This is a genomic window from Pararhodobacter sp. SW119 (assembly GCF_017811755.1).
Lineage (GTDB): Bacteria > Pseudomonadota > Alphaproteobacteria > Rhodobacterales > Rhodobacteraceae > Pararhodobacter.
In genome coordinates, this window is record NZ_JADDJF010000021.1 from 16,882 (window position 1) to 36,817 (window position 19,936).

22 protein-coding genes are annotated in these 19,936 nt (G+C 70.0%); 5 read left to right on the plus strand and 17 right to left on the minus strand.

What is annotated here, in order from left to right; all coding sequences use genetic code 11:
• The first annotated feature begins 63 nt into the window (after positions 1-63).
• Complete coding sequence (locus IM708_RS12850; RefSeq protein WP_209426975.1) at positions 64-534, plus strand: GAF domain-containing protein; 471 nt, start codon at positions 64-66, stop codon at positions 532-534.
• A 116-nt stretch (positions 535-650) separates the two neighbouring features.
• Here the strand turns inward: IM708_RS12850 and IM708_RS12855 are convergent, their stop codons facing one another.
• The 7 genes from IM708_RS12855 to IM708_RS12885 form a co-directional block, all read right to left on the minus strand.
• Positions 651-1,898: a flavin-dependent oxidoreductase gene (locus tag IM708_RS12855; protein WP_209426976.1), complete on the minus strand. Its 1,248-nt coding sequence runs from the start codon at positions 1,896-1,898 to the stop codon at positions 651-653.
• Positions 1,899-1,901: 3 nt separating this feature from the next.
• Positions 1,902-2,360 carry a cupin domain-containing protein gene (locus IM708_RS12860; protein ID WP_245243171.1) on the minus strand — a complete coding sequence of 153 codons (459 nt, stop codon included), beginning with the start codon at positions 2,358-2,360 and terminating at the stop codon, positions 1,902-1,904.
• Positions 2,361-2,397: 37 nt separating this feature from the next.
• A complete protein-coding gene (locus IM708_RS12865; protein ID WP_209426977.1) occupies positions 2,398-3,093 on the minus strand; it encodes an ABC transporter ATP-binding protein in 696 nt (231 codons plus the stop codon).
• Positions 3,087-3,860: an ABC transporter ATP-binding protein gene (locus IM708_RS12870; RefSeq protein ID WP_209426978.1), complete on the minus strand. Its 774-nt coding sequence runs from the start codon at positions 3,858-3,860 to the stop codon at positions 3,087-3,089. Before IM708_RS12870 ends, IM708_RS12865 begins: the two co-directional genes overlap by 7 nt.
• On the minus strand, positions 3,857-4,846 hold the full coding sequence (locus tag IM708_RS12875) for a branched-chain amino acid ABC transporter permease (protein ID WP_209426979.1): 990 nt from the start codon (positions 4,844-4,846) through the stop codon (positions 3,857-3,859). The genes IM708_RS12870 and IM708_RS12875 overlap by 4 nt, the downstream gene beginning before the upstream one ends.
• Entirely contained in the window at positions 4,843-5,766 is a 924-nt protein-coding gene (locus tag IM708_RS12880; protein WP_209426980.1) for a branched-chain amino acid ABC transporter permease, read from the minus strand. The genes IM708_RS12875 and IM708_RS12880 overlap by 4 nt, the downstream gene beginning before the upstream one ends.
• A gap of 73 nt (positions 5,767-5,839) precedes the next feature.
• A complete protein-coding gene (locus tag IM708_RS12885) occupies positions 5,840-7,009 on the minus strand; it encodes an ABC transporter substrate-binding protein (RefSeq protein ID WP_209426981.1) in 1,170 nt (389 codons plus the stop codon).
• A gap of 313 nt (positions 7,010-7,322) precedes the next feature.
• Here IM708_RS12885 and IM708_RS12890 point away from each other — a divergent pair, with 313 nt between their 5' ends.
• On the plus strand, positions 7,323-8,351 hold the full coding sequence (locus IM708_RS12890) for a proline racemase family protein (protein WP_209426982.1): 1,029 nt from the start codon (positions 7,323-7,325) through the stop codon (positions 8,349-8,351).
• Between the two features lie 36 nt (positions 8,352-8,387).
• Here the strand turns inward: IM708_RS12890 and secD are convergent, their stop codons facing one another.
• The 5 genes from secD to IM708_RS12915 form a co-directional block, all read right to left on the minus strand.
• Positions 8,388-10,868: a protein translocase subunit SecD gene (gene secD / locus IM708_RS12895; protein ID WP_209426983.1), complete on the minus strand. Its 2,481-nt coding sequence runs from the start codon at positions 10,866-10,868 to the stop codon at positions 8,388-8,390.
• A 42-nt stretch (positions 10,869-10,910) separates the two neighbouring features.
• Positions 10,911-11,231 (minus strand): hypothetical protein, encoded by a 321-nt coding sequence (locus IM708_RS12900; RefSeq protein WP_209426984.1) that lies wholly within the window; start codon positions 11,229-11,231, stop codon positions 10,911-10,913.
• Positions 11,228-12,148 (minus strand): calcium/sodium antiporter, encoded by a 921-nt coding sequence (locus tag IM708_RS12905; protein ID WP_209426985.1) that lies wholly within the window; start codon positions 12,146-12,148, stop codon positions 11,228-11,230. Before IM708_RS12905 ends, IM708_RS12900 begins: the two co-directional genes overlap by 4 nt.
• A complete protein-coding gene (locus IM708_RS12910; protein ID WP_209426986.1) occupies positions 12,145-12,480 on the minus strand; it encodes a hypothetical protein in 336 nt (111 codons plus the stop codon). The genes IM708_RS12905 and IM708_RS12910 overlap by 4 nt, the downstream gene beginning before the upstream one ends.
• A gap of 321 nt (positions 12,481-12,801) precedes the next feature.
• Positions 12,802-13,575, minus strand: a complete 774-nt coding sequence (locus IM708_RS12915; RefSeq protein WP_209426987.1) for a DUF4394 domain-containing protein — start codon at positions 13,573-13,575, stop codon at positions 12,802-12,804.
• 201 nt (positions 13,576-13,776) lie between these two features.
• Here IM708_RS12915 and IM708_RS12920 point away from each other — a divergent pair, with 201 nt between their 5' ends.
• The 3 genes from IM708_RS12920 to IM708_RS12930 all read left to right on the plus strand — a co-directional run bounded on the left by IM708_RS12920 (position 13,777) and on the right by IM708_RS12930 (position 15,824).
• Positions 13,777-14,355 carry a sigma-70 family RNA polymerase sigma factor gene (locus tag IM708_RS12920; RefSeq protein ID WP_209426988.1) on the plus strand — a complete coding sequence of 193 codons (579 nt, stop codon included), beginning with the start codon at positions 13,777-13,779 and terminating at the stop codon, positions 14,353-14,355.
• A complete protein-coding gene (locus tag IM708_RS12925) occupies positions 14,348-15,037 on the plus strand; it encodes an anti-sigma factor (protein ID WP_209426989.1) in 690 nt (229 codons plus the stop codon). The genes IM708_RS12920 and IM708_RS12925 overlap by 8 nt, the downstream gene beginning before the upstream one ends.
• Positions 15,038-15,272: 235 nt before the next feature.
• Positions 15,273-15,824, plus strand: coding sequence for a fasciclin domain-containing protein (locus IM708_RS12930; protein ID WP_209426990.1), 552 nt, complete (start codon positions 15,273-15,275; stop codon positions 15,822-15,824).
• 105 nt (positions 15,825-15,929) lie between these two features.
• On the opposite strand, the gene IM708_RS12935 is transcribed toward IM708_RS12930, so the two are convergent.
• The 5 genes from IM708_RS12935 to IM708_RS12955 all read right to left on the minus strand — a co-directional run bounded on the left by IM708_RS12935 (position 15,930) and on the right by IM708_RS12955 (position 19,934).
• Positions 15,930-16,322 carry a DUF1801 domain-containing protein gene (locus IM708_RS12935; RefSeq protein ID WP_209426991.1) on the minus strand — a complete coding sequence of 131 codons (393 nt, stop codon included), beginning with the start codon at positions 16,320-16,322 and terminating at the stop codon, positions 15,930-15,932.
• Positions 16,323-16,447: 125 nt separating this feature from the next.
• The gene (locus IM708_RS12940; protein ID WP_209426992.1) at positions 16,448-17,413 is read right to left on the minus strand and encodes a ParB N-terminal domain-containing protein; all 966 of its coding nucleotides are present in this window, start codon (positions 17,411-17,413) and stop codon (positions 16,448-16,450) included.
• 179 nt (positions 17,414-17,592) lie between these two features.
• Positions 17,593-18,531 (minus strand): 2-hydroxyacid dehydrogenase, encoded by a 939-nt coding sequence (locus IM708_RS12945; protein ID WP_209426993.1) that lies wholly within the window; start codon positions 18,529-18,531, stop codon positions 17,593-17,595.
• Between the two features lie 21 nt (positions 18,532-18,552).
• Positions 18,553-19,305 carry an SDR family oxidoreductase gene (locus IM708_RS12950; protein ID WP_245243172.1) on the minus strand — a complete coding sequence of 251 codons (753 nt, stop codon included), beginning with the start codon at positions 19,303-19,305 and terminating at the stop codon, positions 18,553-18,555.
• Positions 19,302-19,934, minus strand: coding sequence for a glutathione S-transferase N-terminal domain-containing protein (locus IM708_RS12955; protein WP_209426994.1), 633 nt, complete (start codon positions 19,932-19,934; stop codon positions 19,302-19,304). The genes IM708_RS12950 and IM708_RS12955 overlap by 4 nt, the downstream gene beginning before the upstream one ends.
• Between the last annotated feature and the right edge of the window lie 2 nt (positions 19,935-19,936).

Sequence of the window (19,936 nt, forward strand, 5' to 3'; positions counted from 1 at the left end):
GGGCCGACGCGACCACAGTCGGGCGGCGGCGTCGCGGCCGCCCGATCCCCTGAGGGAACCCCCATGACTCCTGCCGATCCCGAGGCGGTCTTTGCCGCCCTTCACCGCGCCGCGCAGGACGCCTGCGGCGCGCGGCTTTTCACCGTGACCGTGCTCGACCCCGCCGCGGGGCTGGCGCGGCGGGCCTATACCTCGCATCCGGCGGATTACCCGACCTCGGGGACGAAGCCGATCCAGCCCAACGCCTGGACCGCGCAGGTGATCGAGGGCGGGCGCAGTTTCGTGGCCAACAGCACCGCGGAATTCGCCCCCTATTTCGGCGACCACGAACTGATCAACCGACTGGGCTGCGAGGCGGCGATGAACATCCCGGTCAGGGACGACACGGGCCGGGTCGTGGCGACCGTGAACATCCTCGACGCGGCCGGGCATTTCACGCCCGCGCGCGCTGCCGGGCTGGAGGGGCTGGTCGCCTCCCATCGCGGCGATCTTCTGGCGGCGATGGCGGCCGTCCCGATGGGGCCGCCGGCCTGAAGGGCGTGCACGCGTGCACACTTTGGCAAGCCGTTGAAATCACACGCGTAATCTGCGCCGTTAACCGCAATGAAACTTCTGGCGCGGGAACCGGGTGCCCGCCGCGTCCCCCGCGCTCAGGACACGACGCGCAGCGACTCGACCCGGTCGAACCCCGCCGTGCGGGCATAGCCGCCGACCAGCGCCGCGCGTTCCGACGCCGGCAGCACCGCGTCGATGTCGTCGAACCCGGCCGGCGCGCGCTTCTCGACCTCGTCGATGACGCGCTCGGGCCCGCCCTTGCGGTTCAGCGCCACCACCTCGGCGGTGACGGCCAGGCGTTCGGCCTCGTAGCGGGCCAGGGCGGCGCGCGGATGCTCGGCTTCCGCCAGCCGGTCGGCCAGGCAACGCGCATCGAGGATCGCCTGGCTCGCCCCGTTCGACCCGACCGGGTACATCGGATGCGCCGCGTCGCCCAGAAGCGTGACCAGCCCGAAGGTCCAGCGCGGCAGCGGGTCGCGATCGGCCATCGGGTATTCGTAGATCGACGGCGTGGCGCGCACCAGCGCGGCGATATCGACCCCGGGCACGGTGAAGCGCCGCGCATAGGGCAAGACCTGCGCCAGCGAGGCCGGGCGCGACCAGTTGTCGGGCGGCGGCGGCGCAACCGCCGGGTCCTTGGTGCGGATGTTGACCACCCAGTTCATCAATTGCCGCCCGCCCTCGACCGGGGTGATCGGATAGAGGACCAGCTTGCCGCCCATGCCCCCGGCGATCGCCATGGTCAGCCCGTCCTGCCAGACCGGCCAGTCGGCGGCGCCGCGCCACATGACGACGCCGTTCCAGCTGGGCGCGCCCTCGTCGGGATAGAACTTCCGGCGGCCCACCGAATGGATGCCGTCGGCGCAGATCAGGACCGCGCCGCGCACGGTTTCCGCGGCACCGCCTTCGGCGGCGTCAAGGAACTGCGCGGTCACCCCGCCCTCGTCCTGCACGAACCCGGCCAGCCGCCGGCCGGTGCGCACCGCGCCCGGCCCCATGCGGTTCAGCACCGCCTGATAGAGCATGTTCTGCAACCGCCCGCGATGGATCGAGAATTGCGGCAGGTCGTGCCCGGCATCGAGCCCGCGCGGCTCGCGCCAGACTTCCTGCCCGGTGCGCGTCAGATAGCGCAGTTCGCGCGTGCGGATGGCGATGGAATCGAGCATCGGCAGCAGGCCCAGCCCGTCCAGTTCGCGGATCGCATGGGGCAGGACGTTGATGCCGACCCCGACCTCGCGCACCCTCGTCGCGGCCTCGTAGATGCGCACCGGGATGCCCCGCGCGTGCAGCATCAGCGCGGTGGTCAGCCCGCCGATTCCGGCGCCTGCGACGATGACGGTCATGCCTCAACCCTCCTCTGGCGGGGGCAGGAAGTCGACCTCGTGCTGCGCCGACAGCGCGACCACGTCGGCCGGATTCGGGTTCGGCCCCAGATTGTGAATGCCCCAGAACAGATCATAGAGCCGGCCGGTCGGCGCAACCCAGAAGAGACACTTGATCGTGCGATCCGACTTGTTGAAGATGCCATGCGGTATCCCCATTGGCAACCGCACCAGGTCGCCGGGGGTGGCGCGGGCCTCCTTGCCGTCGAGCGTGAAGTCGAACTCGCCCTCGAGGATATAGAGGAACTCGTCCTGCGTCGGGTGGATATGCGGCGGCACGAAGGTGCCCGGCGGAAAGGTCGCGTGCCAGGAAAAGGAGTTCTCGGACTTCTGCTTCGGCACGTAGATCTGGCCCAGGATGTTCCATTCGATACCGTCCATCCCCTGCCCCATCGGGGTCACGCCGGCGGTCATGGTGGTCATGTGTCCTACTCCTCTGTCGGTGGTGCGGGTCCTTGCGTCAGACCTGCAAGTAGCGTTCCTTGATCTCGGGGGCGGCGCGCAGGTCGTCGTTGCTGCCCGACCAGACGACCTCGCCCTTCTCGATCACGACATGCCGGTCGGCCAGCCGGGCGAGCGCGTCGACGTTCTTGTCGATGACCAGGATCGCCACGCCCTCGGCCTTGAGGCGTGCCAGGCAGGCCCAGATCTCCTCGCGGATCAGGGGGGCGAGGCCCTCGGTCGCCTCGTCCAGCACGATCAGCCGCGGGTTGGTCATCAGCGCGCGCCCGATGGCCAGCATCTGCTGCTCGCCGCCCGACAGCTGGTTGCCCATGTTGCGCCGGCGTTCCTTCAGGCGCGGAAACATCTCGTAGACGCGGGCCAGCGACCAGCCGCCCCGCGCGCCGCCGCGGGCAGTGGCGATCAGGTTCTCCTCGGCCGTCAGGTTGGGGAATATCTGCCGCCCCTCGGGGATCAGGCCCAGCCCGGCGCGCGCGATCCGGTGCGGCGGCGCCCCGGTCAGGTCGCGCCCCGCGACCGCGATGCGCCCGCCCTTGGGCGGCAGCAGGCCGAAGATCGACTTGATCGTCGTGGTCTTGCCCATGCCGTTGCGGCCCAGCAGCGTCACCACCTCGCCCGCGCGGACGTCGAACGAGACGCCGAAGAGGATCCGGCTTGCCCCGTAGGCATTGTCCAGCGCCTCGACCGTCAGCATCCCGCAGCCCCCGAAGCAGTGGTTTCTTCCTCGCCCAGGTAGGCGCCGCGCACTTCGGCATTGGCGCGGATCTCGTCGGGGGTGCCGGTGGCGATGATCTGGCCGTAGACCAGCACCGAGACCCGGTCGGCCAGCGCGAAGACGGCGTTCATGTCATGCTCGACCAGCAGGATGGTCTGCGTGCCCTTGATCTGCTGCATCAGGTCCAGCAGTTGCGCGGCCTCCTCGCGGCCGGTGCCGGCAAAGGGCTCGTCCAGCAGCAGAAGCCGCGGCGCGGTGGCCAGGGCGATGGCGAATTCCAGCTGCCGATGCTCGCCATGCGAGAGGTTGCGCGCGATGTCCTGCGCGCGGTCGGCCAGCCCGACCTGGCGCAGGAACACCATCGCCGCATCGTTCAGCCCCGCCTCGGCATCGGCGCGGCCGAAAAAGCGAAAGCTCGACCCGCTGCGCGCCTGCACCGCCAGCGCGACGTTCTGCAGCACCGTGAAGCCGTGCAGGATGGTGGTGATCTGGAACGACCGCGCCATGCCCCGGCGCACCCGCCCGGCCATGTCCAGATGCGTGATGTCCTGCCCGTCGTAGACCACCTGCCCGGCATCGGGGCGCAACTGGCCCGACAGCTGCGAGACCAGCGTCGTCTTGCCCGCGCCGTTCGGCCCGATGACCGCGTGCAACTCGCCCGGCGCGATATCGAGGCTGATGCCATCGGTCACCGCCAGCGCGCCGAAACGCTTCTGCAGGTCGCGGATTTCCAGCCGCGCGCTCATTTGCGCGGCCCGAACACGCGTTCGAAGATCCCGCCGATCCCCTTGGGCGAAAACAGCACGACCAGGATCAGCAGCAGGCCCAGCCCCATCCGCCAGTGGGTGGTGAAGATCGACAGCCACTCCTCCAGCAGCAGCACGACCACGGCGCCGACGATCCCGCCCAGCAGCGTGCCCACCCCGCCCAGGATCACCATCACGATCAGCTCGCCCGACCGGTGCCAGGACATGTAGGCGGGGGACACGAACTCGGCCTGGTTGGCCAGCAGCACCCCGGCGACCGAGGCCATGCAGCCCGCGATCATGAAGGCCGCCAGTTGGTAGCGGAACGGGCGAAAGCCGATCGCCTGCATGCGCAGCGCATCCTCGCGCGTGCCCTGCAGCACCCGGCCGAAACGGGAATTCACGATCGCGGTCGCCATCAGATAGAGCCCGACCAGCGTGCCCAGCGTGACGTAGAACAGCACCAGATTGCTTTCCAGCACATCGCTGCCCAGCACGGTGGAGCGGTTCTGCAACGACATCCCGTCGTCGCCGCCATAGGCCGAGAGCGAGGTGAAGAAGAAATACGCCATCTGCCCGAAGGCCAGCGTGATCATGATGAAATAGACCCCGCGCGTGCGCAGCGCGATGGCGCCGGTGATCGCTGCAAAGACCGCCGAGAGGCCGATGGCGCAGGCCAGTTGCACGAAGATGTCGGTCACCCCGTGGCGCATCAGCACCCCCACGGCATAGGCGCCGAAGCCGACATAGGCGGCATGGCCGAACGACACCAGCGCCCCGAAGCCCAGGATCAGGTCCAGCGAAAGGGCGGCGATGGCGAAGACCAGGATGCGGGTGAAGGCCAGCGTCAGGAACGGGTCGTCGGACAGATGCGAGACGACCGGGATCAGCGCCATCAGCACGAAGATCGCGCTCGCCGCCACTGTGCGCGACAGAAGCCGCACGCGCGGCGCGGTTGGCTCGGTGGCGGAGGAGGCCGCGCTCATGCCGCCCCCCGGCGTCCAAACAGGCCGCTCGGCCGGATCGCCAGCACCAGCGCCATCAGGATGTAGATCAGCATCGGCGCCAGCGTCCGCCCGGTCTGCGATGCCGCCGACGGGTCCAGCACCATCTGCAGCAGGATCGGCCCGAAGGTGCGCCCCATCGTGTCCACGACGCCGACCACGATGGCCGCGACGAATGCCCCCTTGACCGACCCGATGCCGCCGATCACCACCACCACGAAGGCCAGGATCAGCACGCTCTCGCCCATGCCCGGATCGACCGACAGCACCGGCGCGACCATCGCCCCGGCAAAGCCCGCCAGCATCGCGCCAAAGGCAAAGACCGCCGCGAACAGCCAGGTGATGTTCACCCCCAGCGCCGACACCATCGGCCGGTTCGACGCCCCGGCGCGCAAGAGCATCCCGGCCCGCGTGTGGCTGATCAGCACGTATAGCCCGATGGCCACGGCAAAGCCCGCCGCGATGATCGCGATGCGGTAGACCGGATAATTGATGATCCCCAGCAGCCGGATCGACCCCGACAGCGCGTCCGGCACCGGCACGAAGATCGGGCTGGAGCCCCAGATCATCCGCACCCCCTCGGTCAGGATCAGCATCAGCCCGAAGGTCGCCAACACCTGGTCCAGATGCGAGCGGTCATAAAGCCGTCGGAACAGGAAGAATTCCAGAAAGAGCCCGAAGGCCACCACCGCCGGCAGCGCGATCAGCAGCCCCAGCCAGAAGGTCCCGGTCATCGCCGCGAAGGTCGCCACCAGGTAGGCGCCGACCATGTAAAGGACGCCATGCGCGATGTTGATGAAGTCCATGATGCCGAAGATCAGCGTCAGCCCGGCCGCCACCAGGAACAGCAGAATGCCAAGCTGCACGCCGTTCAGCAGCTGCAGCAGGAAAAGATTGGTCATGCCGGGTGCCTTGCCGAACCGGTGCGGGCCCAGCCGGCCCGCACCGCATTGTCAGTGCCGCGAAAGCGGTGGCTCACCACTCCATCTCGCAGGCGTCGGCATAGTAGTCGGCGTAATCCTCGAAGATCTTTTCCAGGATCGAGGTGTGAAAGGCGCCGTCGTCGCGCTGCACCACGCCGGTCAGGTAGAAGTCCTGGATCGGATAGTGGTTGTGGTTGAAGCGGAAGTTGCCGCGCAGGCTGTCGAAATCGGCCTGCCGCAGCGCGTCGCGCAGCGCGTCCATGTCCGACAGGTCGCCGTCCACCGCGCGGATCGCCGAATCGATCAGCATCGCTGCGTCATAGGCCTGCATCGCATAGGTGCCGGGGATCGCGCCGTAGCGTTCCTCGTAGGCGGCGACGAATTCGCGCGAATGGTCGCTGTCGAAATCCGGCGCCCAGTTTGCGCCGGCCAGCTTGCCCAGCGCCGCGGCCTGCTGGCCCGAGAGGGTGCTTTCATCGACGGTAAAGGCCGACAGGAACGGGATCTCGCCCAGGCCCGCCTGCTCGTACTGGCGCACCAGGTTCACGCCCATGCCACCCGGCATGAAGGCAAAGACCGCGTCGGGCTGCAGCGCGGCGATCTGCGCCAGCTCGCCCGAAAAGTCCAGCTGGCCCAGCGGCGTGTAGGTCTCGCTCAGCACCGTGCCGCTGAACTGCCGCTTGACCCCGGCCAGCGAATCGCGCCCGGCCTGATAGTTCGGCGCCAGCAGGAAGATCGACTCGAACCCCTCGCGCTCGGCATAGGCGCCCATGACCTCGTGGCTCTGGTCGTTCTGGTACGAGGTGACGAAGAAGTTCTCGTTGCACTCCGCCCCGGCGTAGTTCGACGTGCCGGCGTTGGGGCTGATCATGAAGGCGCCGCCATCCAGCGCCGGGCGCATGATCGCCTGCAGGATGTTGGAAAAGATCGGCCCGACGATGAACTGCTTTTCCTCGCGTTGCACCAGTTCGCGCACGCGGCCGGCGGCCACGTCGGGCTGCTGTTCGTCGTCGACCTCGCTGATCGTGGCCTCCAGCCCGCCCAGGCCGCCCAGTTGCTCGACCGCCAGCATGAAGCCGTTGCGCCCCTGCTCGCCCAGCGCCGCCGCCGGTCCCGAAAGGGTGAAGACCAGCCCCACCTTCACATCCTGCGCCTGCGCGGTTCCCGCCACCAGTGCCGTGCTCGCTGCCAGCGCCGCGAGTGTCTGCCATGCTGTCCGCATGATCCATTCTCCCTGTCGGCCGCGGCCGTGTCCCGCGGTTCTGATACGTTTCACCCGTTTTCGCGCCGCACGGCAACCTGCCGCCCGATGCGCGAAAATGTTTCAGGCTTCAAACAATAACGGGCCAGAAGGTGAGTCTGTCAAGTTCTTTCCGGGCGCGGCGCGGCCGATTTCCGCAAATGACCGGGCGGTCCGCCCAAGGCGGCGACTCGCGCGGCGCCCGTCTCAGCCGGGGCGTGCGGCGTACAACCGCCGCGCCCTTTCCAACCGCGCCGGATCGCGCCACAACGGGGACAGCAGGGGGGGTGCAGTCATGCGCAGCAGCAAGACGATTCACGTCATCTCGGCCCATGCCGAGGGCGAGGTGGGCGATGTCATCGTCGGCGGCGTCGCCCCGCCCCCCGGCGCCACGATCTGGGAGCAGAGCCGCTTCATCGCCCGCGACCAGACCCTGCGCAACTTCGTTTTGAACGAACCCCGCGGCGGCGTCTTTCGCCACGTCAACCTGCTGGTGCCGCCAAAGCACCCCGAGGCCGCCGCCGCCTTCATCATCATGGAGCCCGAGGATACGCCGCCGATGTCGGGCTCGAACGCGATCTGCGTCGCGACCGTGCTGCTGGATGGCGGCATCATCCCGATGCAGGAGCCCGTGACCGAATTCACCCTCGAAGCCCCGGGCGGGCTGGTGCGCATCCGCGCCGAGTGCCGCGATGGCAAGGCCGAACGCATCTTCGTGCAGAACCTGCCCAGCTTCGCCCAGCACCTCGACACCCCGCTCGAGGTCGCGGGGCTGGGCACGCTGCGCGTCGACACGGCCTTTGGCGGCGACAGTTTCGTGATCGTCGACGCCGCCGCGCTCGGCCTCGACCTGGTCCCGGACGAGGCGCACACGATCGCCAAGCTGGGCGCCCAGATCGCCCGCGCCGCGACCGAGGCGCTGGGATTTCACCACCCCACCAACCCCGACTGGCGCCACATCTCGTTCTGCCTTTTCGCCGGGGCGGTGACGCGCGGGGCGGACGGCCTGCACGCGCGCTCGGCGGTGGCGATCCAGCCGGGCAAGGTCGACCGCTCGCCCACCGGTACGGCGCTGTCGGCGCGGATGGCGGTGCTGCATGCGCGCGGGCAGATGGGGCTGGACGACCGGCTGACCGCCACGTCGCTGATCGGATCGACCTTCACCGGGCGGATCGTGGCGACGACCACGCTGGGCGACACCACGGCCATCACGCCCGAGATCAGCGGCCGCGCCTGGATCACCGGCACGCACCAGCACATGCTCGACCCCGCCGACCCCTGGCCGCAGGGCTACCGGCTCAGCGACACCTGGGGCGCGCGATAGGGCGGGCGGAGCTCGCAAGACCCCCGCCCCCCACCGTCAGCGCATTTGCGTGAAGCGCGCGCCGGACGCCTTGTCCGCCGGCCCGGCCATCGCCGCCGCGCGCCCCGCAGCCCAGGTCAGCAGCGGCCCGGTCACCAGCAGCGACGACGCCGTGGCGATCACCACGCCTGCGATCATCGGCCAGGCAAAGCCCGACACCGCCGCCCCGCCCCAAAGCGCCATCGGCAACAGCGCCGCCAGCGTCGTGGCCGAGGTGAAGATGCACCGCGCCAGCACCTGGTTAAGGCTGCGCTCGACCACGCCGGCGAAATCGCCGTCGGGGTCGGCACGCCGGTTCTCGCGCACCCGGTCGCAGACCACCACCTTGTCGTTCACCGAATAGCCGATCAGCGTCAGCATCGCGACCAGCGTCGGCAGGTTCACCTCCCACCCGATCAGCGCGACCACGCCCAGCGTCTTGGTCACATCCAGCGCCAGCACGATCATCGCCACCGCCGCGAAATGCCCCTCGAAGCGCAGCCACAGATAGACCAGCATCGCCAGCACCGCCGCCGCCATCGCGATCGCCCCGGTCTGCAGCAACTCGCCGCTGATCGTCGGCCCGACAAGGTCGATGGAACTGGCCACCGCCCCCGGCACCACCGTCCGCACCGCCGCCTGCAGCGCGTTCAGCGTCGCGGTATCGGCCGCGCCCTGCAGCCGCAGCAGCACCTCGTTGGCGGTGCCGAAGCCTTGCAGCGTCGCGTCGCCCAGCCCGGCGATTGCCGCGCGCAACTCGGCCATCGGGATCGCGCCGTCGGCGCCCAGCGTCATCTGGATACCGCCGGTAAAGTCGATCCCCCACTGCGGCCCCGGCCAGACCAGCGCCGCCAGCGCCAGGACCGACAGCACCGCCGAACCCGCCAGCGCCACCCGCCCGTGGCGCAGGAACGGCAGCGCCCCCGGCCGCGGCACCCCACCAAACAATGGCGGCACCTCCAGCCGCTTCAGCCGCCGCCCGCGGGCCACCGCCTCCATCACGATCCGCATCAGCGTGATCGCCGTGAACATCGAGATCAGGATGCCCAGGCTCATCGTCACCGCAAAGCCACGGATCGCCCCCGCGCCCAGCGTGAACAGCAGCACCATCGCCAGCAGCGTGGTGACGTTCGCGTCCAGGATCGTGCCCCAGGCGCGCGCATAACCCTGCGCCAGCGCCTTCATCGCGCCCGCGCCGCGCGCGGTTTCCTCGCGGATGCGGCTGAAGATCAGGATGTTGGCGTCGACCGCGATCCCCAGACACAGGATGATCCCGGCGATCCCCGGCAGCGTCAGCGTCGCCCCGATCAGGCCCAGCGCGGCCAGCGTCAGCGCCACGTTCAACCCCAACACGGCCGAGGCCAGCAGCCCCCACGCCCCGTAAAGCCCGACCATCATCACCACCACCAGCCCCAGCCCGACCGCCCCGGCGATCAGCCCGGCGCGGATCGAATCCGCGCCCAGCGCGGCGCCGACCGTGCGTTCCTCGATCACCTCCAGCGACGCCGGCAGCGCGCCCGAGTTCAGCAGCACCGCCAGCGTCTGCGCCTCCTCGGGCGTGAACTGGCCGCTGATCTGGCCCTGCCCGCCCAGGATCGGCTCGCGGATCACCGGCGCGGTCAGCACCTGCCCGTCCAGCACGATGGCAAAGGGCTGGCCGACGTTTTCCGCGGTGATCTCGCCGAAGATCCGCGCCCCCTCGCTGTCCAGCCGGAACGACACGACCGGCCGCCCGGTCTGGTCGTCAAAGGCGAGCGCGGCGCTCGACAGATGCGTGCCGGCCAGCGCCACGCGGTCCTGCACGGCGATCTGCCCGCCGTCGCGCATCGGCAGCACACGGCTCCCCGGTGCCACATCGCCCCCCTCGGGCGCGACCAGATGAAAGCTCATCTGCGCCGTCGCGCCCAGAAGTTCGCGCAGCTGGCCGGGATCGTCGACGCCGGGCAATTGCACCAGGATACGGTCCTGTCCCACCCGACTCAGCTGCGGCTCGCTCACGCCCACGGCGTCGATCCGGTGGCGAATGACCTCCAGGCTTTTCTGCGCGGCCTCGGCGGCGATGCGGTCCAGCACGACCTCGCCGGTCGCCACCCGCAGACGCTCGCCGTCGCGCGCCACGGTGAACGACGCCGGCGCGCCCGGCGCACCCTCCTCGGTCGCCAGCCGCTTCAGCAATGCCTCGGCGGCGTCGCTGGCCGGCAGGGTGACGGCCGCGCCCTCGATGCGCAGGCCCTCCGCCGGCAGCCCCTCGGCCGCCAGCGCATCGGTAATGCGCCCGCGCAGGTCCTTCGTCACCGCCTCGGCCAGCGCCGGACGGTCGACGGCCAGCAACAGATGCGCGCCGCCCTGCAGGTCCAGCCCCAGGGCGACGGTCTGTTCGGTCAGCATATCGGGAAGTTTCGCCCGCGTCTCGGCGGGCAGGAAGTTCGGGACAGCAATCGCCAGCCCCAGGATCAGAAGCAGGGCATAGGTCGCAAGGACCCAGAATGGTCTGCGCATGGGAATATCCGCGAATTCAGGTTTCGGCAAAAGGGGGTGAGGTCAGCCGAGACCTGCGGGCGGCGCCCGCGCAAAGGGGGTGCGATACTCCGGTCCGACCGGCACCGCGCGGTCGGGCCTTGCCGCCGCCGCGCCGCGCGCGCCTGCGGACGTTAGACCGCTCCGCGCTGGCAGCGCCGCGCCCTCGGGCGCGTCCGGTATGATTTCCTCGACCGGCAGCGCGGCAAGCGTCGCGGTCAGCGCCTCGACCGCGGGCCCCGTGCGCTCCGGCCCGGCGGGGCCTGCGCCGCCCGAAAAACCGAAGCCCAGGCCAAAACCCAGCAGCAGCCCGAAAGCGACCAGAAGGCGCGCGATCCGGCTCATCCCTGCGCCGCCCAGACATAGACGCCATAGGCCGCCAGCAGCGCCAGCCCGCTGGCGCGGCCGATGGCCGGACGCAGCAGCAAAAGCCCCGCCAGCAGCACCGACGCCGCGATCATCACCGGCAGGTCGAAGCCCAGGAACCGCGACGCCACCGGGATCGGCGCGACCAGCGCGGTCGCCCCAAGGATGCCCAGCACGTTGAAGATGTTCGATCCGATGATGTTGCCGATGGCGATCTCGGACTGCCGGCGAAACGCCGCGATCAGCGAGGTCGCCAGTTCCGGCAGCGACGTGCCGATGGCGACGATGGTCAGTCCGATGAACGCCTCGGACACGCCGAAACCGCGCGCCAAGGCGACCGAGGCATCGACCAGCCAGCGCGCCCCCAGCATCAGCGCGGCCAGCCCGACCGCCACCCAGACCAGCGACTGCCACAGCGGGCGCGGCGCCACGCCTCCGTCCCCGGCCCCGCCGCGGCCCTGCAGATAGGCCCAGGCCAGATAGCCCGCCAGCGCCGCCAGCAGCACGCCGCCCGCCGGCCGGCCCAGCGTGCCCAGCCAGAAAAGCGGCACCAGCGCCAGCGCCGCGGCGATCATCACCGCGCTGTCGCGGCGCAAGGTCGCGCCCGCCACGCGGATCGGCCAGACCAGCGCCGCGATGCCGACGATCAGAAGGATGTTGCCGATGTTCGATCCGACGACATTGCCGATGGCGATGTCCGGCACGCCGCGCAGCGCCGCATCGACCGAAACCAGCAGTTCGGGGGTCGAGGTGCCGAAGCCGACCACCGTCAGCCCGATCAGCAGGGGCGGCATCGCCAGCCGGTGGGCAATGCCGACCGCGCCGCGCACCAGCGCCTCGCCCCCGGCGAACAGCCCGGCCAGACCCAGCGCCAGGAACAGGTACTCCACGCTCATCGCTCCCCGTTGCCGCCGGTCCCGCCGTCTTTCCCGCCCCGGCGCCACCACAGCGACCAGCGCCGCCGCCCGCGGATCATCAGGCTCGAGACGCCGGGGCGCAACAGCGGCAGGTCGATGGCCAGGATCAGCAGCCCCAGGGGCAGCATCCAGAAACCCAGGACCGGCAGGAACCCCAGCAGACCGCCCGCCATCAGCAGCACAGCCAGCGGCACGCGCAACAGCACGCCGGGCCGCGTCTCGATCGCGGCGATGGGGGCTTTCAGCAGCGGAAACCGGCGGCTGATCGCCTCGAACTGCCGGTTCAGCCGGCGGCGCTGGCGGTCAGGCATGCGCACTCCCGCCTTCGGGCTGGGGCAGGGCGTGGCAAGGGGGCAGGGGCGGGGACAGGAAAGACGCAGGCATGGGCGACACCGATGAACCCGGATGCGCGTGCCGGTCCGGCAATTCACACCCGTGGCGGTCCGACATCGCGACACCATGTCGCCAGAGGGGCCCGTCCCGCAGCCCGCATGTGTGGGGCGCGCGGGCGCTTTGCAAGGGCGCGCGCGCAATATCGCGGGCGCGCGCCGCGGCGCCACACCCCCCGCGCGGGACGGAAAACGCGCCGGATGCAGGGCACCCGGCGCGCGTGGCTCGACCCCAAGGTCGGATCAGTCGGCGGCCATCACCGTCAGGTCGCGCAGGACCACGTCGAGCCCGTCGATCTGCCAGGAATTGGTGATCGTCGCCTCCTCCAGCGACACCGTATGCAGCGCGCCGTTGGCGGCCAGCCAGGCGGTGTTCATGCCCTCGGCGTCGGTCACGATGTCAAACGCCACCGGCCCGTCGAACATCACCCCCAGATCGCCGACCAGGCTGTTGTCGCCGTCGTTCGGCGCGGTCTGGCGCAGCAGCGCGCCGCGCTCGGCGTCGATGTTGTACATCGCCGTCGATTCCGGCCGCCCGTGGGAATTGCTGTAGGCCGTGCCGCCGACCATCGGCATGCCCTCGGTGCCGTCGGTAAAGGTCAACTCGCCGTCGACCATCACCGCGCCGCTCGACAGGTTCACGCGGTGGTTGGTGGTCCCCGACATGAAGCGCAGCGCATCCGCCGCCGGGTTGATGTCGACGATCACCGCCGCGCCGTCCCTGATCTCCATCTCGGTGTCCATCGCCACGATCAGCGACCAGGCGCCGGTCTCGGGGTCGATCTCGACCACCTCGAAACTCTGCGTCACGCCGATCAGGCTGTCGGTCGCCGGACGGTAGTCGATGCCGTGAAGGCGCCCGTCATAGTCGACCTCGGTCATGCCGGTGACCATCCCCGTCTCCAGGTCGATCCTCACCAGCGTCCGGTCGCCAGCAAGGCCGATGGCGGTATCGGCGACGGCGGGCAGGGCGAAGGCGGTGGCCAGCGCGGCGGGAAGTGCGAATTTCGTCAGCATGGTTTTCTCCATCCGTTGCAGGGGCCCGTTCGGACCCGACCCCGGCAAGGACGGACCCCACGGCAGGGAAGTTTCAGCCCGCCGCTGACGTTTTCGTGATCGCATCCGCCGCGCCCCGCCCCCGCGCCCGCACGGCCTCGGTTGACATCCCCGCGCCCTGCGGAAACTCTGGTGCGGCAACAAGGCAGGCGCAGCCCCCCCGTGTCCGACGACACCTTGACCCGATCGCTGCAGAAGGTGGCCCGGCAGGACCGGCCCGCCTTCCGTCAGGTCTATTCGCTCAGCGCGGCGAAACTTGCCGGCGTCCTCACCCGTATGCTCCGCGACAGGGCCGAGGTCGAGGATGCGCTTCAGGATGTCTACATCAAGGTCTGGCAGCGCGCCGCGCAGTTCGACGCCGCCCGCGGCGAGGCGATGGGCTGGCTCGTCGCCATCGCCCGCAACGTCGCCCTCGACCGGCTGCGCACCCGGCCCGAATCGCGCGGCTTCTCGCATGTCTCGCCGCGCCCCGGCGCCGATGCCGACGCGCCCGACCCCACCGCCAGCCTGCCCGCCCAGGGCCCCAGCGCCGAGGGGCGCCTGATGGCCGGGGACCAGGCCCGCCGCATCGTCGACTGTTTCGACGAGCTGGAAACCGACCGCGCCGAGGCGGTGCGCGGCGCCTATCTGCAGGGCCTCAGCTATCAGGACCTCGCCCAGCGCCACGCCGTGCCGCTCAACACCATGCGCACCTGGTTGCGCCGCAGCCTCGCGCGCCTGAAGGAGTGTCTGGATGAGTGATCCGACACATCCCGACGATTTCGGCCCCGAGGAGCGTGACGAGCTTCTCGCCGCCGAATACGTCCTGGGCCTGCTGCCGGCCGAGGAACACCGCGCCGCCGGCGACCGGGTCGCGGTCGACGGCGCCTTCGCCGAACGCGTCCGCCAGTGGGAGGCGCGCCTGTCACCGCTCAACGCGGGGTTCGAGGAGGTGCCGATCCCCGACCTGCTGCCCCGGATCGAGGCGCGGCTCTTCCGCCAGACCGAGGCCTTCGCGCCGAAGCGGCGCTTCGCCTTCGGCTGGGGCGCGGGCACGCTGGCGGCGGCGGCGATGGCGGCGGTCGTGTTCCTGGCCGTCACGCTCTGGCCGCCGGGGCCGGCGCCGGTCGTCCTGCAGGCCGATCTGGCGGCCGAAGACGCGGAGCTGCGCTTCGCCGCGCGCTGGGACGGCGCCGCCGGCCAGCTGGAACTGACCCGCACCGCCGGCACCGCCGCGCCGGCAGGCCAGGACTACGAACTCTGGCTGATCGACGACAGCGGCGTGCCACGCTCGCTGGGGCTTCTGCGCGATCCGGTGACACAGCTTGCCGCGGTGCTGCAGGCCGGCCAGACGCTGGCCGTCAGCCTGGAGCCCGAAGGCGGCTCGCCCGGCGACGCGCCGACCGGCCCGGTGCTGGCCGCCGCGCCGCTGGATGACGCCTGAGGCGATAACGCCCTCGTGATCGCCCGATCTCGGCCCGCCTGAAACTTTCCGCCTCTTCCCTCCGTCCCTCGATCATGGGCCGCGCACTGCGTCCCGCAACCAAGGACGGAGAGATCCCATGCCGCCCAGCCGCGCCGCGCAAAGCCCCCACCTGCGCCGCCCCGGTCCCGGCGTGGCATCGCCCCGGCCATCCCCGCCCGCGCCACCAAGGCTGCGGCACAACTCGGAGGCTCTAATGTTCACTAAAACCCGAATTTCTATTCTCGCCCTCGCCCTCGGCCTGTCCCCGGCGCTGGCGATGGAAAACCCGATGGTCGGCGGCGCGGCGATGTTCGCCGATCGCAACATCGTCGAGAACGCCGTCAACTCGGCCGACCACACCACCCTGGTCGCCGCCGTGCAGGCCGCCGACCTGGTCGAGGCGCTGCAGGGCGACGGCCCGCTGACCGTCTTCGCCCCGGTCAACGCCGCGTTCGTGGCGCTGCCGGCGGGCACCGTCGAGACCCTGCTGCAGCCGGAAAACAAGCCGATGCTGCAGCGCATCCTCACCTCGCATGTGGTCGCCGGAAACCTGAGCGGGGCCGAGATCATGCGCCGCGCCCGCGCCAATGGCGACGGCTTCTTCCACATGCAGACGCTTTCCGGCGCGCCGCTCAGCGCGCAGGTCCGGGGCGGCAGCCTCTGGATCTACGACCAGTCAGGGAATGCCGGGCGGGTCACGATCAGCGATGTTAACCAGTCCAACGGCGTGATCCACGTCGTTGATAGCGTACTCCTTCCGCGCTGATCGCCCCCGGCGGGCCAGCCGGGCGCCCCCGCGCCCGGCTGGTCTTGTCATTCCGGCCCGCCCCCTGGTTTCCCCGCGGGGAAATCGCAATAGCCGGGCGGTCGGCTAGACCAACCGCTCCAGCCGGCCCTTGCGCTTCACGATGTTCTTGTAGTCCCACTGGATGCCGCGCGCTTCCTGCAGCCATGCCTGCAGGCGGTCGCTGTCGATCTCGGTGGGGGACGTGTACCGAACCTCCGCCGCCTTGAACTTGCCCTCGGGCGCCAGTCCCGGCGTCTGGAAGGACTGCCCGCTCCAGAACAGCAGGCGAATGCAGGACTTCAGCTTGCTGTAGCCGACGATCGGGTTGCCCGCCAGAAACCAGACCGGATGGGCGTGCCAGATCTTGCTTTCCGCCTCGGGCAGGGCGCGGTCGATCTGCTGGCGCAGCACCTCGCAGATGCGCCGGTCCTCCGGCGTTTGAGAGGCGTTGAAGTCGTCGATGTTGTCGCCGGTCATGCGGCGATCCTAGCACGCCGGGCGGTTTCCCAGAAGCCACCACCCCCGGAAACGGCAAAGCGCGGCGAGCCCGCCGCGCTGCAATCGTTAACAACCCGTGATTTCCCCGCGGGGAAATCGGCGCCTCAGCGCGCGTGGTCCAGCGCGTCCATGAAGGCCGCGACGGCGGCGCGCAGGCGGGCGCGGTCGGTTGTTGTCAGGTCGCGCGCCAGGTGCAGTTCGACCCGGCCGGGGGTGGCGATCACTTCCACCGCCTCGCCGTCGCGCATCAGGTGCAGGCGGGTCCGGGCGCGCGGGGCCGCCGGGCGGCCGCGACCGGGTTTCGGCGCAAGAGCCACCGCGCCGCCTTCGCTCCCGTCGGCGAACTGGCGCAGGATCGACAGTTCCTGCTCGGGGCTGCGGCCCGGGGCTTCCTGCAGCGCGCGCGACAGCCGCGGCATCAGGTCCGGCCGTTCGTCCAGCCGGTTCGCCAGCGACATGCCCAGCGCGCGGGGGATCGCCTCGGGGTGTTCGAGGTGCTTGTCGAAGCGCGACAGCAGCCAGGCGAAACGGCGGATATAGCTGCGCTTCTGCGCACCCGCCGAGGCGAAGAGCAGGTTCACCGCGTCGTCCAGATCGATATCCTCGCCGCTCAGTTCGGCCTGATCGACATAGCCGCGCGCCAGGTTCGCCATCTCGGCGAAGGATATGTCCTTGCGCACCATGTTCTCGTCGACCATCTGCCGGTAGAGCACCGCCAAGGCCGCGCCGCCCGGCATCAGCCGGGCGGGGATGCGGGCAAAGCGCGCCTCGCCGGTTTCGGCCAGAAGCGCGCGAAACGCGCTGAGCCGCCGCCAGCCCTGCACTAGTTCATACCGCTGCTGCGCGATCGCCTGCACCCGGATCGGGTTCGACAGCCCCAGATCGCGGATCGAGGCCTTCAGATCGCCCAGATCGTCATCCAGCCGCCGGGCGCGGTCGCGCAGAAGCAGGCCGATCTGCACCGCGTCCAGCGGGATCATGTCGACCACCGTCACCGCCTCGGCGCCCGGCGGGGGGTCCGGCTGCGGGGCGGCGGGCGGGTTGGTGTCGAAAGAGGGGTCGAAGGTCATCGCGCGGTCATCCTGTGCGGTTCAAGCCGGGGGCGACCCTAGGGCGGGAACCTTGCCGAAGACCTCGGACAACGTGCGCTCAGGCGGGGGTTGGCGCGCCGGGGCGTGGAAGGCCGGCTGCGCGGCATTTCCCCGCGGGGAAATCGGGCCTTGGCCGATCCCCCGTGATGGGCTTGGGGTCAGGCGTTGACGGGGGTGACGGCGGGGCGGCCGGCGAGCATTTCGTGCAGGTTCTTGCGCTGCAGCACACCCATGTCGTTGCGGGTTTCCACCGTGGCGGTGCCGATATGCGGCAGCGGCAGGACGTTCTTCATCGACGCCAGGCGCGGGTCGACATGCGGTTCGTTGAGGAACACGTCGAGCGCGGCGGCGCGGATCACGCCGCCTTCCAGCGCGGCGATCAGCGCCTCCTCGTCCACGACGCTGCCGCGCGAGATGTTGACGAAGATCCCGTCCGGCCCCAGCGCGCGCAGCATCTCGGCGGTGACCAGCTTTTCGGTCTCGCGCCCGCCGGGGACGGCGACGATCAGGTCGTCGACGGCTTCGGCCAGCGCCATCGGGTCGTCGTGGTACGTCCAGCCCGGCGTGTCGCGGGGGCTGCGGGCGAAATAGTCGATGCGGCACTTGAAGGCGACCAGCCGGTCCGCGATCTCGCGCCCGATGCGCCCGAGGCCGAGGATGCCGACGCGCCGGCCCGAGACCTTGTGCGCCAAGGGCGGGCCCGAGCGCGCCCAGCTGCCGCTGCGCACGGCGTTGATGCCGGCTTCCATCTCGCGGCCGGCGGCGATCCACATGCCGACGGTCAGGTCGGCGACATCGTCGCTGAGCACGTCGGGCGTGTTGGTCACCACGATGCCGCGTTCGGTGGCGGAATCGACGTCGATGGAATCGTAACCGACCCCGTATTTCGCGATAAGTCGAAGATTTGGCAGCAGGTCCATCATCTCGCCGGTGAACTGCAGGTGCCCCTTGTAGGCGACGCCGAGGATTTTCGCGCGGGTGGCTTCGCCGAGGGGCGGCAGCTGCTTCAGCGAGCGAATGGCGAGCGCGTCGAGTTCCGCGCTCAGCGCGGCCTCGTCCATGCCGTGATACGTGCCGATGGCCATGATCTGCGTCATCTGGGGTCCTTTCGGTGCGCCTCAGCCGCGGCCGACGAAGGGCATGTTGGTGGCCATGACGGTGACGAACTGCACGTTCGCGCCGTCGGGCAGGGTGGCCATGTGGTAGACGGTGTCGGCGACGGTGGCGACATCCATCATCGCCTCGGCGCGGATGGAGCCGTCGGCCTGCGTCACGCCACGGGCCATGCGTTCGGCCATCTCGGTCACGGCGTTGCCGATGTCGATCTGCCCGCAGGCGATGCCAAAGGGGCGCCCGTCGAGCGAGACGGTCTTGGTGATCCCGGTCACCGCGTGTTTCGAGGCGGTGTAGGCGATGGAGCCGGGGCGCGGCGCATGGGCCGAGATCGAGCCGTTGTTGATGATCCGCCCGCCCTGCGGGTCCTGCGCGCGCATCTGCGCGAAGGCGGCGCGCGCGCAGTTGAAGACGCCGTTGACGTTGACATCGATCACCGCCCGAAACCCCTCGGGGTCGATCAGGTCGGGGGTGTCGGCGCCGAGGTTGCGACCGGCGTTGTTGAAGACCACGTCGATCCGGCCCCAGGTGGTGGCGGCCTTGGCAAAGGCCGCGTCGACGGCGGCGGCATCGGTCACGTCGCAGGGCAGGACGAGCGCGAGGTCCGACCCGCCGGCGGTTTCGGCCAGCGCGTCGGCGCGCCGGCCGACAAGGCCCACGCGCCAGCCGGCGTCAAGGAAACGCCGGGCGGTGGCGCGGCCGATGCCGCTTCCGGCGCCGGTGATGAGGATGGTTTGCGGCATGGGTTGCGCGCTCATTCGGGCATCGGGATCGGGCCGGCATCCGCCGGGACCTGATAGCCGCGCTGCACCGCCGGGCGGTCGGCGAGTTCACGGTACCAGCGCAGGACGTTGGGAAATTCGCGCAGGTCGACCTCGTGCCAGTCGTGGCGGGCGATCCAGGGAAAGCAGGCCATGTCGGCGATGGAATAGTCGGGGCCGAGGTAGTGCGAGTCGGTCAGGTGGCGGTCCATGACTCCGTAGAGGCGCTGGGTTTCCTTGGCGAAGCGTTCCTCGGCCGGTTGCGACAGGCCCTTGTTGTTGCGCAGGAAGAAATGCGCCTGCCCCAGCATCGGGCCGAGGCCGCCCATCTGCCACATCAGCCACTGCATGACCTGCGCGCGTGGCGCCGTCTCGGTCGGCAGGAAGCGGCCGGTGCGTTCGGCGAGGTAAACCATGATCGCGCCGGATTCGAAGATCGAGAGGTCGGTGTCGTGGTCGACGATGGCGGGGATCTTGTTGTTGGGCGAGATCTTCAGGAAGTCGGGGGCGTTCTGTTCGCCCTTGCCGATATGGATCGGGATGGCCTTGTAGGGCAGCTCCAGTTCCTCGAGCATGATCGAGACCTTGCGGCCGTTGGGCGTGGTCCAGGTGTAGAGGTCGATCATTC